The 14,087-nt window shown below is 71.5% G+C and carries 11 protein-coding genes; 9 read left to right on the top strand and 2 right to left on the bottom strand.

The window, feature by feature from the left end; all coding sequences use genetic code 11:
• Positions 1-586: 586 nt before the first annotated feature.
• From WMJ97_RS10975 to WMJ97_RS10965, 3 genes are all read left to right on the top strand, one after another.
• Positions 587-943, top strand: coding sequence for a GntR family transcriptional regulator (locus WMJ97_RS10975; RefSeq protein ID WP_347349033.1), 357 nt, complete (start codon positions 587-589; stop codon positions 941-943).
• 18 nt (positions 944-961) lie between these two features.
• Positions 962-1,939 (top strand): NADPH:quinone reductase, encoded by a 978-nt coding sequence (locus WMJ97_RS10970; protein WP_347349032.1) that lies wholly within the window; start codon positions 962-964, stop codon positions 1,937-1,939.
• Between the two features lie 129 nt (positions 1,940-2,068).
• Positions 2,069-2,824: a BPL-N domain-containing protein gene (locus WMJ97_RS10965; RefSeq protein WP_347349031.1), complete on the top strand. Its 756-nt coding sequence runs from the start codon at positions 2,069-2,071 to the stop codon at positions 2,822-2,824.
• 130 nt (positions 2,825-2,954) lie between these two features.
• Here WMJ97_RS10965 and WMJ97_RS10960 read toward each other — a convergent pair whose 3' ends face one another.
• Positions 2,955-3,446, bottom strand: a complete 492-nt coding sequence (locus WMJ97_RS10960; RefSeq protein ID WP_347349030.1) for a DUF4870 domain-containing protein — start codon at positions 3,444-3,446, stop codon at positions 2,955-2,957.
• 122 nt (positions 3,447-3,568) lie between these two features.
• Positions 3,569-3,874, bottom strand: coding sequence for a cell division protein SepF (locus WMJ97_RS10955; protein ID WP_347349029.1), 306 nt, complete (start codon positions 3,872-3,874; stop codon positions 3,569-3,571).
• 215 nt (positions 3,875-4,089) lie between these two features.
• Between WMJ97_RS10955 and WMJ97_RS10950 the strand changes: the two genes are divergently transcribed.
• The 6 genes from WMJ97_RS10950 to WMJ97_RS10925 all read left to right on the top strand — a co-directional run bounded on the left by WMJ97_RS10950 (position 4,090) and on the right by WMJ97_RS10925 (position 13,862).
• Positions 4,090-7,455 carry a hypothetical protein gene (locus WMJ97_RS10950; RefSeq protein WP_347349028.1) on the top strand — a complete coding sequence of 1,122 codons (3,366 nt, stop codon included), beginning with the start codon at positions 4,090-4,092 and terminating at the stop codon, positions 7,453-7,455.
• Between the two features lie 87 nt (positions 7,456-7,542).
• Positions 7,543-8,133, top strand: coding sequence for a hypothetical protein (locus WMJ97_RS10945; protein ID WP_347349027.1), 591 nt, complete (start codon positions 7,543-7,545; stop codon positions 8,131-8,133).
• 43 nt (positions 8,134-8,176) lie between these two features.
• Positions 8,177-10,393: a DUF4185 domain-containing protein gene (locus WMJ97_RS10940; RefSeq protein ID WP_347349026.1), complete on the top strand. Its 2,217-nt coding sequence runs from the start codon at positions 8,177-8,179 to the stop codon at positions 10,391-10,393.
• A 117-nt stretch (positions 10,394-10,510) separates the two neighbouring features.
• Positions 10,511-11,260, top strand: coding sequence for a DUF1266 domain-containing protein (locus WMJ97_RS10935; protein ID WP_347349025.1), 750 nt, complete (start codon positions 10,511-10,513; stop codon positions 11,258-11,260).
• Between the two features lie 16 nt (positions 11,261-11,276).
• Positions 11,277-12,038: a 2,3-bisphosphoglycerate-dependent phosphoglycerate mutase gene (locus WMJ97_RS10930; RefSeq protein WP_347349024.1), complete on the top strand. Its 762-nt coding sequence runs from the start codon at positions 11,277-11,279 to the stop codon at positions 12,036-12,038.
• 81 nt (positions 12,039-12,119) lie between these two features.
• Positions 12,120-13,862, top strand: coding sequence for a PQQ-binding-like beta-propeller repeat protein (locus WMJ97_RS10925; RefSeq protein ID WP_347349023.1), 1,743 nt, complete (start codon positions 12,120-12,122; stop codon positions 13,860-13,862).
• Positions 13,863-14,087: the final 225 nt, after the last annotated feature.

Here is a 14,087-nt window from a genome sequence, read left to right as displayed (position 1 = left end):
CCCGACGAGCGCCACGACGGCCCCGAGCAACGCCCAGGCGAGCCCGTGCGAACGCGGGCGCTCCTGCAGGACGGGGACCGGCTGCAGGTAGGCCGGCGCCATGGGCTGGACGACGGGCTGGATCGGCGCCTGCTGACCCTGAGGCGGAGTCGGAAAACCACACGCGGGACACGTGCTCGCCGCGGAATACGCTCCGCACCTCGGACAATTCATCAACGGACGCCTCTCAAAACAACAAACCCTATTAGTCGAAGTGAATGTTATCGAGGATCGGGTGCGCTATGTTCTCCAGGCCCCCGTGTGACGCCGCACGCGAGCCGGACCTCGCGCGCCATTTCTCGCTTGACCCCACGCGGTGCTAGGCGACCACGAGTGCGCTCTCACTAGCATCGCCGCCCACATTCTTAGAAACACATGTCGCATCAAATGGTGACGACGCGCCGGGCGGACGTCATCCGTTGCGCCGTCTCGCGCGCCCCGCCACGGGCACACCGGCGGCCCGTCCGCTCGGCCCCGCGAACCCGGCGGATTGAGGCTAGGGTCGTCACGACCCGCCCCCGGGTAGACCGACCGTCGAAGGAATCGCATGTTCACCGTGGACCCCTCCCTCCCGACCCCTCCGTACGAACAGATCAAGGATCAGATCACCGCCCTCCGCGCGTCCGGCGAGCTGGAGGCCAACCACCGCCTCCCGACCGTCCGGCAGTTGGCCGAAGAGCTGAGCCTCGCGACGAACACCGTCGCCCGCGCGTACCGCGAGTTGGAGGCGTCCGGGCTCATCGAGACCCGCGGACGCCACGGCTCCTTCGTCACCGGGACGGACGCCTCGGTCGCGAAGGCGTCCGGAGCGGCCGCCCGCATCTTCGTCCGGACCTTGCGGGAGCTCGGTCTCGACGACGATCGCATCCTGGACGCCGTGCGCGACGCCCTGGTGTCCCGCTGACGCCCGTAGGCTGACCGCATGCGAGCGGCGTGGTACGAGAAGACGGGCCCGGCGAGCAAGGTGCTCGTCGTCGGCGAGCTGCCCGACCCGACGCCCGGCCCCGGCGAGGTGCTGGTTCGCGTCCGGTACTCGGGGGTGAACCCGGGCGACGCGAAGAAGCGCGAGGGCTGGCAGGGCGGCCCGATGCCCTACCCGCGCGTCATCCCGCACAGCGACGCCTCCGGCGTGATCGACGCCGTCGGCGCGGGGGTGGACGCCGCCCGCGTCGGCCGCCGCGTCTGGGTGCACGGCGCCCAGTCGTACCGCCCGTTCGGCACGGCCGCGGAGTACGTGGTCGTCCCGGGCGACCTGGCGGTCGACCTGCCCGACGGCGTCCCGGACACCCTGGGCGCCTGCCTGGGCATCCCCGGCATCACCGCGCATCGGGCCGTCTTCGCCGACGGCCCCGTGGACGGCCTCACGGTGCTCGTGCAGGGCGTCCACGGCGCGGTCGGACGCCTCGCCGCCCAGTTGGCCCGTCGGGCCGGTGCCCGCGTCATCGGGACGATCCGCAAGCGGCAGGACTTCCTCGACGTCGAATCCGGAACGGCCGACCACGTGGTCGTCCTCGGGTCCGAGGCGCGCGAGCGCATCGCCAAGCTGGCTCCCGACGGCGTCCACCGCATCATCGAGGTGGCCTTCGCGGCCAACCTCAAGCTGGACGCCGCCGTCGCCGCCCCCGGCGCGACCATCGCCGCCTACGGCACCGATGACCCGAAGCCGCGCCTGCCGTTCTGGCCGATGCTGTTCGACAACCTGGTGATCCGGCTGCTCGGCAGCGACGATTTCCCGGTCGAGGCGAAGCGGGCCGCGGCCGCCGACCTGACCGCCGCGGCGTCCGAAGGCGCCCTGCCGACCCCGATCCGCAAGCCCCTGCGCCTCGCGCGCATCGCGAAGGCCCACGACCTGGTCGAGGGCGGCATCCGGGCGCGCGTCCTGATCGACCCGACGGCCTGAGCGGGCGTCCGACACCCGAGCAGAACCGCGACAGGTAGTCGCCAAGATCGTCTCCCCGTGGCAGCATGTGCGACACCGCGTCCCCCCGCGCGGTGTCCCCCGTAGTCGAACCACTGGACGGTCCCTCCCATGCCCGAATCCATCTCCCGCAGAACCCTCCTCGCGTCCTCCTCCGCGGCCCTCGGCCTGGCTGCACTGGGCCTGGACGCCCCCACCGCGGACGCCGCCGCGCGCCCGCTCGCCCTCATCTACCGCGGCCCCGCCGCCTACTCCGATTGCTCCGCCGCGGTCGCCGTGGCCATGAGCTACCGGCGCGTCCTGAACTCGGCGTACGTCGGGCCCGGCGCCCGGACGGCTCTCACGCCCGCGAACCTCCGCCGCGCCCGCCTGTACGTGCAGCCCGGCGGCCCGGACGTCAACACCGGCTGGCGGCACATGAGCCGCTACCGTTCGGCCATCGTGAACTGGGTTCGGGGCGGCGGCCACTACCTCGGCCTGTGCCTGGGCGCCTACCTCGCCACCGACGACCCCGGCTTCGGCCTCTTCCCGGGCGAGATCTGGGACTACAAGACGACCCCGGGGGCCGACACGCGCAGTTCCGGCGCGCGAGTGCTCTCCATCAACTGGCGCGGCCGCGGGACGCCGATGTACGTGCAGGACCCGCCCGTCTTCGCCCCCCGCGCCGCGGCCCGCGCGCAGATCATCGCGCGCTACCGGAACGGTCGTCCGGCGGCCCTGACCGTGCGCGTCGGGCGAGGACGCCTCACCCTCGTCGGCCCGCACCCCGAGGCGACCCGAAACTGGTACACCAGCGACGGCCTCAAGCCGCCGGCCCGCTGGCGTGGGGACATCTGGGCCGACGTCGAGCGCGTCGCGCTGAGCTGAGCCGACGGGCACACCCGCCCGGGCACAGAAAAAAGCATCAGGGACGCCGCGCGTGCGGCGTCCCTGATGCGTGTGGTGCAGCCCGGGGGGACTGCGAGGGGGACCAGCCCTCGGTCTCGGCGGAGTGGGGTCAGCTGAGAACCTTGAACTGCCACGGGTAGCGGTAGGCCTCGCCGTGGTACGTCTTGTAGGCGCCGAGGCAGCCCAGCACGATCGAGCCGAGGGCCCCGACGGCGAGCAGGATGGCGCCGAGCGGCGACAGGATGATCGTGAAGATCATGAGCCAGCCGACCACGGTCAACAGCCACATGGAGATGGTGAAGTTGAAGGCCCCGGCGGCGGCGTTGCGGACGAACCACGAGCGGTCGCGGTAGATCAGCCAGAGGATGAGGGGGCCGACGATGGTCAGCCACCCGGCGGAGACGATGGCGGCGATGGGCGCGGACAGGTGGGCGAGCATCGCCGACGTGCGCTCTTCGCCGGAGGCGACCCCGCCGGCGTCACGGCCGCGCTCGGGGGCCTGCCACGGCTGCTGCGAGCCGGGGGCCGCCCCCTGATACTGGAACGAGGGGTCGGACTGGGTCGGCTGCTGCCACTGCGGGGTGGGTTGGTCGTTGCTCATGCCACCAGTCTGACCGGCGCCCAGGCCACACCGAAGGGTTCCCAGGGGCGCTTCAGGGGCCGATCAGGACGCCTCCTGAGCCCCCGGCGCCGGGCCCACCACGGGCGACATGGAAGCCCCGGCTAACTCTGGTTGAAGAACGACCCCGTGACCTGCTCGGCCTCGTCGACCACCATGACCCCCGGCGGCACGAGCACCAGCACGACGCTCGTCACGATGTCGATGTTGCCGTTCAGCCCGAAGACCAGCCCGGAGACGAAGTCGACGAGCCGGTAGGCCTCGTCGGCGTCCATCTCGGAGATATTGAGGACGACCAGGAACCCGGCCCGGAGCGCCTCGCCGATCGCGCGCGCCTCGGTGTACGAGGTGGGCCGCTGCACCACGATGCCGCGCCCGGTGGCCCGCCCTGTCTGGATCGTCCCGCTCACCCGGCCCACCCTACCCATCGGTCGCGGCCCTCCCCCGGGCGACGTCCCGTGAACCGGGTGGTTCGCCCGCTGAACGACCCGGAGAGGCAGGCGAGGCCATGGCATCGTTGGGTGTGCCGCTTTTGCTCCCTTGGCGTCCGTTCAGGCGAACGGGCACCCGGTGCACCTCCGCCCACTAGCCCGCGACAACCCATGTCGGTTGAAAGGATGGACTCATGAGCGCCACGCACGTCAACGCAGCGATCAATCTCCGACTGGCCCTTCTCGGCCAGCCCCTGGCGGACGACGTCGAAAACGCCGCGACCGCCGAGCTCGTCGAGCCGATTCTCGCGCGCCAGCGCGAGTTGAACCGACGGCTGGCCGAGCGACTGTCGCCGGTCGACCAGCGCATCCAGGCGTTCCTCGACTCCTACCTTCAGGGGTCGTCCGTGAAGCCCGAGCTGCCGCGCCGCACCCTGATCCTCGATCAGGCCGGGCTCGCACGCGGGCTCTCCCTGCCGAAGGACGGCGACGAGTTCAGCTCCGAGCTGCTCAGCTCGTACCGGCTGATGAACGGCGTCCTGCACAACCCGGCGAACGACCGCCGGACCACGAAGGGCGTCTTCCACATCGCCGAGGGCGGCCTGCCGATCCCCGACGACAAGATCGCCGTCGACCGGGAGGTCTTCGCGAAGCTGCTGTCGCTGGCGTTCCAGCCGCCGGAGGAGGCGCTGCGCCTGCCGTACTCGGCGCACGACGAGAAGCCGGCGTCCTGCTTCGTGTCGCTGCTGCTGCGGCCGACGGTCCTGCCCGCGGTTCCGGGCGTCACCACCGAGCGCTCGATGGAGATCCGGTTCATCGTGCCGGGTGGGATGGTCGCCAACCTGGACTTCGTCGAGAGCATCTTCGGCAACGCCGGCGACCCGCAGTTGCCCGAGAACGACGCCTCCCTGCACCCCGACTCGTGGACCGGCCACAGCGGCTGCGTCGTGCTCGCCCCCCACCTCACGCACCTGACGAAGAAGGAGCTGGGCCTCCCCCACGTCGACGACGCCACCGACCGCCAAAAGCGCGACGGCCAGTGCTGGACCGACGAGGGCGAGCTCTACAACGACGGCCAGGCGTTCAAGATCTGCGCGCGCGACGAGCGCGGCGTCATCGTCACCGTCATCGCCGACAACTACTTCGGGTACTGCAAGAAGGAGGTCAAGACCCAGATCGGCTACTCCGCGAACCTGCTCGGCTGCGCGGAGGAAGAGCACGCCGGCGGCGCGATCGTCTACCCGGCGTACAACCTGGGTTCCGGCTTCACCGACAACCGGACGCCCGCGGGCTACACGGTCGCCGCGGTCGTCGAGCGCGACCCCGACCGCTTCGAGCTGCAGCCCGAGGGACACGCGACCGACCGCACGAACCCGGACGCCGTGATCGTCCCCGGCGGCGCGACGTTCAGCATGCGCAACCAGACGATCACCTGGAACGCCGACGGTGACACCCACACGATCAAGTTGCTCGCCGGCACGACCTACTACCTGCCGAACGGCTACCGGGTCTACGCGAAGCACCGCGAGTCCGACCCGACGCAGTGGCACCTCGTCGGCGTCTCGGCCACCGCGACGCACTGCCACAAGCCCGCGACGGTCTCGGGCGGCGGCAAGAGCGAGATCAGCAAGTCGATCCTGGACGCCTTCGTCTTCGGCCACGCCTACGTGAACGACTTCGACGCCGACATGGACCGGGTCGCCGAGATCATCGACGGCAACTACGCCGACCGCTTCGCGGACCCGGCGTCCAACGGGCAGGACCACCGCCCCATCCTCGGGCCGGAGCGCAGCTTCGGCTCGGTCATCAAGCTGCTGACGCCCTCCAGCCTGTTCACGCCCGAGTACAACGAGTTCCTCAACGAGATCCCCTCGCACATCAAGGAGCTCGTGTTCACGGTCAAGCGGTTCTACCAGCCGGAGTGGGGCGACGACTGGCGCAGCCGGTTCAGCGTCACGATCATGAACGGGCGCCAGGGCAACTCACTGCGGCTCGACGGCGAGGCGATCGTGGTCAACTTCCTGCGCGTCGGGTTCGACGCCGACGGCAGCTGGCGGCTGTTCAGCCTGCGTCCGGACTTCACGCCGGCGTCCAAGGTGCAGACGGAGGACGACATCACGGCGTCCACGGTCACGCCGACGCCCGACGGGCCGTCGCGCAAGTACGTGCAGAACTGCGAACACCTGCTGTTCCAGCGTCCCGACGACGCGATCCATCGCGGCTACGACAAGCAGACCGAGAAGGACATGGCCCGGCCGGGCACGTTCATCTCGAACTTCCAGCCGCTGACGCACGCCGACGCGCAGGAGATGATGGAGGACGTCCAGGCGTTCAGCGAGTTCACCCAGCCGATGGCCAACCTGATCAGGAGGGCCGCCGAGACCGCGGGCGAGTCGCCGGCGTTCTTCGCGTGCTCGGCGAACCCGCGCATCGTCAACGGCAAGCGCTCGAAGAACCCGCGCTACCTGCAGGTGCGTCCGGACATCGCGAACCCCGTCGCCACCGGGCTGGCCGACCTCTCGAACCACCTGCTGCTGCAGGTGCCCACCGGCAAGGACGTGCGGCTGCCGGTCGACGTCGTCGCCGCCGGACGCCGCAACAACCCGGGCGAGGAGGGCGTCCCGCCGCTGTGCTCCTACAACCCGCTGCACTACATGGAGCTGCCGGAGCTCTTCATGGAGTTCATCAGCTCCATGACCGGCAAGTCGCCCTCGACGACCGGCGCCGGCTCCGAGGGCGCGATGACGAAGGGGCCGTTCAACGCGCTGCCCCCGATCATCGACCTGAACTCGGCCCTGTTGTCGTTCGCCCTCACCGGCTACGACGGCTGGCTGAGCTCGGCCGGCTACATCGGCCCGAAGGTGCGCGTCGATCACGACATCTCGATGCTGGTGCCCGAGCTGTTCTCGCGGATGAACCCCGACGAGCGGACCGCGGCCAACCTCATCAAGGAGGGCTACCTCGAGAAGCTCGAGGACTTCGAGCACCACGGCGAGACGGTCCTGGCGAGCCGGCTGGGCTACCGCATGAACGAGCGGTTCGCGACGACCTACTTCGGGCGTGTGTTCCTGCACCCCGACGTCGTGTTCACCGACGAGATGCTGCGGCCCGAGCTGCAAGACCTGGACGAGTTCGCCGAGTCGATGGCCACGATCGTGAAGACCCACAAGCGCGTGGCGCAGGCGTACTTCGACGACGGGGGCATCGAGATGGCGATCCCGCCGCTGAAGGCCCTGCTGGAGATCATGGCCACCGGGGCGTCCGAGGAGGGCTGGACACTCACCTCGCCCGAGTTCCGCGACCTGTTCACCGCCGAGGCGATCCTGGCGTCCGACTGGTACGCGGCGCGGCTCGCGGCGAAGCAGGCGGAGGACGTCCGGCAGGCACGAGGCGGTATCAGCGCGATCGACGCGTTCATGCGGTGGCCCGAGAACGCCGAGGCGTCCGAGCGGCTCGACCTGGCCGGGCAGCTCGTCGAGGCGAAGGCCGACCTGAAGCGCGTCCAGTCGGCCGCGTACCTCAAGGGTCTCAAGGGCACCGTGGGCCGTCAGGCACTCTGACGGCGAGCGCTCCCCCGCCTGGCCGCCCCAGTTGCTAGCGTCGTTCTTGTCGCGCGGACCAACAGGGCGCGGCCAGGAGGGGGAACCATGAAGAAGATCGTGACGTTCGCCGCGGCTGCCGCTGCGACGCTCGCGGTCGTCGGGTGCACGCCGGGGGCGTCCGCGCCGACGACGGCCCCGACGCAGGGCGGCTCGACGCCCGCCACGGCGTCGCCGACGGCCACCGACACGCCGACGCCCACGCCGAGCACTCAGCCGCTCGACTGCGGCGTCCCGGTGAACGGCAAGACGGTGAACGGCGACATCACCGTGCCGAAGGACGCCAAATGCGTGCTCGACGGCGTGACCGTGAACGGCAAGATCAGCATCCGCGACCACGCGTCGCTGGAGCTGAAGAACGCGAAGGTCACCGGCGAGATCATGGGCGACGTCTACGAGAACATCCTGATCTCGGGCGGCACCTACAACATCATCAACCTGTGGAACGGCAACACCGCGACCGTCGAGAACGCGACGATCCAGAAGCTGGAGTCCACGAACAACCACGGGCCGCAGACCTTCAACGGCAACAACATCAAGGGTCGCCTGCAGTGCCGCGACAACGATCCGGCGCCGACCGGCAAGGGCAACAAGACCTACCTCGGCGCGTACTTCCAGTGCCAGGCGCTGGGATCGTAGCCGGCTGAGCGCGGCGTCCCCCCGACCGGCTACGGTGGGCGCCGTGCCGCCCCTGACGTCGGCCCTCATCGGGCCCGGATCGCTGCTGCAATCGTCGCTTCCCGGCACCGTCGGACCGGTGCGGGCGGTGCTCCGCACCCCCCGCCTGGACGCCGTCGTGCGGACGCCGGTGGCCGGGTCTTCCGGGGTGCCGGGCGAGGCGGGGCCGTCGGGTGAGCCCGCCGCGATGGCGCTGCACCCGTACAGCCGCGACCAGCACCGTCCCGACGAGAACTGGCGCCGCGGCCTGATCGCCTCCTCCGAGACGCTGCAGCCCGCGTGCCTCGCGCAGCGCCCCGGCACGCGCTGGTGGCCGGGCAACCTCGAGGCGCTCAGCATCGAGCCCGACGGCGTGGTGCATCACTGGCGCGACCCGAACCCACGCCTCGACCGGCCGTGGGAGCGCGCCGGCGTTCTGGCCCCGCCCGCGGACGCCGTCGCGCTCGCCGCGCATCTCGGCGGCCTGGACGCCCTCGTCGCCTCCGACGGCGGCGTCCGGCACCTGCGCTGGGGCAACCGGCTCGGCCGTCCGGACGCCCGCGGCTGGCGCGACGCCGGCGCGCTGCCGGTCGCGGAGGCGTCCGGGGTGGACGTCGTCGCGACCCCCGGACGCCTGGACGCCGTCGTCACCACCGCCGACGGCGTCGTCTGGCTCACGCACGCCCGCGGTTCCTGGCGGCGGCGCGCGGTCGTCGCCGGGCCGGGCGACGGGCCGGCGAGCGTCGCGGCGTCCCGCGGGGAGCTGTTCGTCGCGGTGCCGCGCGGCTCCGGCTTCGACGTGCACCGCGCGGGGCGCGGCGCCCCGCGGTTCGAGCGCATCGAGCGCGTCGAGTGCGGGCTGCAGGGGGTCGCGGCGGTGTCGCTGACGGCGTCCCGGCTGGATGGCTGGCTGCAGGCGCTCGTCCAGGAGGGCACGAGCCTGTTTCAGTGGCATCGGCAGCGCTACGACGGGGGCGTCCGGTGGATGCGCGCCGCGTGCCTGCGCTTCGACGACCGCGAGCCCGCCCGGGCCGCGTCGCGTCCCTCGGTGAAGGTCGCGCAGATCACGGGCGACATCGACACGCAGCCGTCCGTGCGCGGGCGGGTCACGCTCAGCTCGTCGGCGTCCCGCAGCGGGGTGCTCGGGACGGACCTGGGCGTCCGCGTGGAGCGCGGCGGGGCGTCCTATCTGCTGTGCGGCGACACGCACTGGCGCTCGCCGCTGCTCGCCACGCGGGATTCGATCGCGGCGATCTCCCCCGACGGTCCGGTGCCGGGCGCGCCCGGCTTCGAGTTTCACGGCGCGCCGCTGCGGCTCGAGGGGGGCGGGGCGACGATGCGCGAGTACGACGTCCCGCTGGACGCCTTCGAGTTCGGCGGGCGCTGGTTCCTGTTCGCGACGTCGAATCACTTCATGCACCACCAGGTGATGGGCCGCTCGGTGCTGGCGCGGGCGGTGGGCGAGCCGCGGCTCAGCGGGCGGTCGCGGCGTCCGCTGCGGTTCGAGACGCTGACGACGGTCTCCAGCCACCGGCTCGTGAACATCTCGTGCGGCTGGGTTCCGGCGGCCGGGCTGGGGCTGAGCGAGGCGTCCGAAGAGCCCTCTGACAAGCAGATCCTCGCGCTGTGGGGGTGCGGAGCCTACCGCGCCGACGACCTCTTTCTCGCCGTGCTCGACCCGGACGCCGCCCCCCTGCTCGGGCGCCCCTGCTTCTCCCCCGGACGCCTCGGGCTGCGGTTCTACGCGGGGTTGCGCGGCGGGCGTCCGGTGTGGACGCCGCGCGAGTCGGACGCCCGGCCCCTGCTGCCCGGCGCCCTCGGCGAGCTGTCGGTGCGCTGGGTGCCCGAGATCGGCCGGTACGTGCTGCTCGCGATGTCGGGCCCGGAGGATCCGGTCGGCCCGGCGGTGACCCTGCGGACGTCCGAGACGCCGTGGGGGCCCTGGTCGCCGCGCATCGCCCTCTTCGACTGGATCGCGCGCGGCATGTCGTTCGACGACCCGTCGTCGCGATTCATCCGGGCGACGCTGGAGGCGTCCGAGCCGGTCGGCGACCGCATCTTCCGCGGCCAGCGGGACGCCACGGGCGGCGCCTACGCGCCCTACCTGTTCGACACCCGGCTGGACGGCCCGGACCTCGTGCTGCGCTACACGCTCTCCACATGGAACCCCTATCAGATCGTCCTCATGGAGCAGCGCCTGGACGCCGAGGCCCTCGCCGCCGGCTCCTCGCCTGCCGGATGACCGAAAGTCGACACGACTACGACTGAGGGCTGCCCCAGAACCGTCCCACGGTCGCTGGTGCGGCGGCGTCCGGGTGCGAGAGGCTCGATGCAGCCGATCGGATCCCAGGAGGAAACGATGCCCACCCTCACCGCCCTCGCCAACCTGGTCAGCTTCGGCGCCGTGGACCGGCGGCGGGCGGCCACCCGCGCAGCGGCCGCGCGTCTCCACGCTGCGGCCGCCGCGCAGGCTGACGTGGAGCTGGAGCTGTTCCGCACGCCGGCGGGCGTCCGGTTCGCCGTGGCGCTCACCGCGCCGTTCCGCGAGCGCTTCGCGCTCGAGCTGCACGCCGCCGCGCGTGACGGGCGCGAGGCGTCCGCGCTGCAAACCCTCACTCTGCCGGGCCGCGCGGACTGGTGGCGCTGGCCGTTGGCCCGCGACCTCGCGATCACGGACGCCGCGAGCGCCGAGATCGTCGTGACCGACCTGCTCGCGCAGGCCTGGACAGCCGCCGCCGGCCGCGGGGGCTCGCCGGCCCCGGTCGCGGACTCCGATCGAGCCACCTACCTGTCCGCCCTGGCGCTGCACGCGGCCGCGGCGTCCGCGGGCGTCGGTTACCTGGCGCGCGACGAGGCGCTCGCCCTGATGGCCGAGCCGTGCCTCGCGCTCACGAGTCTGCACCGGTCGTGGCCGTCCTTCGGGCATGCCCTGGCGCGCGGCCAGCGCGCGTTCGCCGAGGCGGAACTCGACTCGCTCGTCACCGGCCAGATCGTCCGGAGGCTGCTCGCCGACCCGCGGAGCCCGTGGGTCCGGGTGCCCTGGCCGAGCCCGACCGAGCCGGCCGGCCGCACGCCGGACGGCGTCCGGAGGCCCGCGCTCGTCGCGTGATCGGTACGCTGCGGGAATGACCGCCACGAGGACGCCGACCGTCGTCCTGCTGCGCCACGGCGAGAGCACGTTCAACGCGTCGCAGGTCTTCACCGGCCTGTTGGACGCCGGCCTCACCGACGCCGGCGCGGCCCAGTTGGCGGTCGCCGCGGGCCTGTGCCGGGCGGCGGGCATCCTGCCCACGGTCGTCCTGACCAGCCCGATGCGGCGCGCCCTGCGCACCACCGAGCTCTTCTGCGAGGGCCTGGGCCTGCCGCCCGCCCACGCGGCCGTCACCTGGCGGCTCTGCGAGCGCGACTACGGGTGTCTCACGGGCATGGCCAAGGCGGACGCCCGCGAAACCTACGGCGAGGACGCCTTCTTCACCTGGCGCCGCACGATCGACGGACGGCCGCCGGCGGCGTCCCCGGCCCAGATCGCGACCTGGGTGAACCCGCCGCCGGTGGCCGACCACGGCCCGATCGTCCCGGGGTCGGGCGAGGCCCTCGCCGACGTCATCGAGCGGGTGCGGCCGCTGTGGGAGGACGTCCTCGCGCCGCACCTGGCCCGCACCGGCGAGACCGTCGTCGTCATCGCCCACGGCAACTCGCTGCGCGCGCTCTGCCACCTCGTCTTCGGGCTCGGCGAAGCGGAGACCGAGAACCTGAACATCCCCGCCGGGCACCCGCTGGTGTTCACGCTGGAGGGCGGCGTCCCGGCGCCGCGGCTGGGGCGCTATCTCGACGAGGCGTCCGCGCACCGGGCCGCCGACGCGGTCGCCGCCGAGGGCGGCACGTGACGCGACCCGCCGCCGGCCCCGCGGATGCCCCCGTGGTCAGGCCCTAGACTTTCGTTGATTCCGACCCCGGAGGAGCCCCGCATGAGCCACGGACGCCGCCATCGCCGCCATCGCGCGGTCGTCGCCGCGCTGATCTGCGGGGGGATGCTGGTCCCCCTGGCAGCGTGCGCGACGGACACGGTGCGCACGGGCGAGCGGGCGAACCCGCCGGCGTCGGCGGAGACGCCGGCGGCGTCCCGGGAGACCGATCCGGCCAAGTTGAGCATCCCGCTGAACTCGATGCCGGGCTTCGTGCCCGCGACCGTGCTGGGCGACGGGCGCTACCAGCGCCCCATGACCGACGAGCCGGGCGATTTCTGGTGGCGGGTCATCAACGCCGACGACAAGGTGATCGAGCAGTACGAGCCGCGCGAGCAGGTCGCGTTCGGCGACCCGGCGACGTACACCGACGTGCCGGGCGTCCTGGTGTTCCGGGGCAACAACTACCGCAGCGGCGGCGCGTACGGCACGGCGGACATCAAGGAGAAGAAGCTCAACATCGTCTGGGAGCAGCCGACCGGCGAGATCCGCGGCGAGGGCTCCTACTGGCCGGGCGCCGGCTGGACCGGCCAGCCCCTGCTCGTGAAATGGCCGGACGCCACCCGCGCCGCTATGGGTCTGCCGGCCGAGTTCGCGAACGACCCGAACTTCGTCGAGGTGATCTATCCGACGTTCGAGGGCAAGATCTACCGGCTCGACCTGGCGTCCGGCAAGGCGACGAAAGAGCCGATCGATGCGAAGTTCGGCTTCAAGGGCACCGGCTCGATCGACCCGCGCGGCTATCCGCTGCTGTACTCCGGGCAGGGGCTCAACGACCGCAACGGCACGATCGGCCCGTGGCGCTGGCGGGTGTTCGACCTGATCCAGAACAAGGAGGTCTGGGGCATCCCGGGCCTCGATCCGAGCGCGCCGCGTCCGGATTGGGGAGCCTTCGACTCCTCCGCGCTGGTGAACCGGCAGACCGACACGGCCTTCGAGCCCGCCGAGAACGGGCTGGTCTACAAGGTGAAGCTGAACTCGTCGTTCGACCCGGCGGCCAAGAAGGTGGGGGTCAAACCCGAGGTCGTGAAGATGGAGTACGCGGGCCCGAAGTCGAAGAAGCACGGCATCGAGAACTCGGCCGTGGCGTACCGCAACCTCATGTTCGCCGCCGACAACGACGGCAACGTCTTCTGCTGGGACGCGACGACCATGCAGGTGCTCTGGATGCGCAACACCGGCGACGATGTGGATTCGTCGCTGGTGCTGGAGGCCACAAGTTCGGGCGTGTTCCTCTACACGGGCAACGAGGTCGACAACCGCGGCGCGACCGGCGGGGAGCGCATCACGAACATCCGCAAGCTCGACGCGATGACCGGCAAGCAACTGTGGCAGTACGACATCCCCGCCTACTACGACGCGGCCGTCAACGGAGGCGTCCTCGGGACGCCGGCGATCGGGCAGGGCTCGCTGTCGGACATGGTGATCTTCAACGTCGCCCGCACCACCGCCCCGCGCGAGGGCGACCTGATCGCGCTCGACAAGAAGAACGGCCAGGTCATCTGGCGCCGGCACCTCACGAACTACTCGTGGAGTTCGCCGACGCTGTTCCAGGGGTCCGACGGGAGGCAGTACGGCATCCTCACCGACTCGGCCGGCATCATGCATCTGTTCGACCCGCAGACGGGCGAGGATCTCGACACCGTCAGCCTCGGCAAGAACACCGAGGCGTCCCCGGCGATCTATAACAACATGATCGTGGTGGCGTCCTATGACCGGAAAATCTTCGGGATCAAGATCTCCTGACCGCTGGGCACATCCCGCGCGGGGGTGGCGGGTCGGTGACGCGCGGCGTCCATGCGAAACGCCTGCAGCGTTCCTGAAACGCCGGCAGCGTTCCGCGAAAGACTCGCAGCGTTTCCGCTACGCCTGACGTCGGCGAGAACGCTGCCTTACGTAAGGCAGCGTTCCGGTCTCAGCCCGGCGTTCCGGGAACACCTGCAGCGCGACAGAAACACCTGCAGCGTTTCG

Origin of the sequence: Nigerium sp. (assembly GCF_039811905.1) — a bacterium.
Classification (GTDB): Bacteria; Actinomycetota; Actinomycetes; order Propionibacteriales; family Propionibacteriaceae; genus Propioniciclava.
The sequence above is the reverse complement of the archived record's forward strand: the minus strand, read 5'-3'. Positions and strand labels throughout refer to the sequence as shown.

Excerpts from the sequence above, each read along its gene's own strand:
- WMJ97_RS10975 (WP_347349033.1), top strand. The coding sequence starts at position 587 with ATGTTCACCGTGGACCCCTCCCTCCCGACCCCTCCGTACGAACAGATC.
- WMJ97_RS10970 (WP_347349032.1), top strand. The coding sequence starts at position 962 with ATGCGAGCGGCGTGGTACGAGAAGACGGGCCCGGCGAGCAAGGTGCTC.
- WMJ97_RS10965 (WP_347349031.1), top strand. The coding sequence starts at position 2,069 with ATGCCCGAATCCATCTCCCGCAGAACCCTCCTCGCGTCCTCCTCCGCG.
- WMJ97_RS10960 (WP_347349030.1), bottom strand. The coding sequence starts at position 3,446 with ATGAGCAACGACCAACCCACCCCGCAGTGGCAGCAGCCGACCCAGTCC.
- WMJ97_RS10950 (WP_347349028.1), top strand. The coding sequence starts at position 4,090 with ATGAGCGCCACGCACGTCAACGCAGCGATCAATCTCCGACTGGCCCTT.
- WMJ97_RS10945 (WP_347349027.1), top strand. The coding sequence starts at position 7,543 with ATGAAGAAGATCGTGACGTTCGCCGCGGCTGCCGCTGCGACGCTCGCG.
- WMJ97_RS10935 (WP_347349025.1), top strand. The coding sequence starts at position 10,511 with ATGCCCACCCTCACCGCCCTCGCCAACCTGGTCAGCTTCGGCGCCGTG.
- WMJ97_RS10930 (WP_347349024.1), top strand. The coding sequence starts at position 11,277 with ATGACCGCCACGAGGACGCCGACCGTCGTCCTGCTGCGCCACGGCGAG.
- WMJ97_RS10925 (WP_347349023.1), top strand. The coding sequence starts at position 12,120 with ATGAGCCACGGACGCCGCCATCGCCGCCATCGCGCGGTCGTCGCCGCG.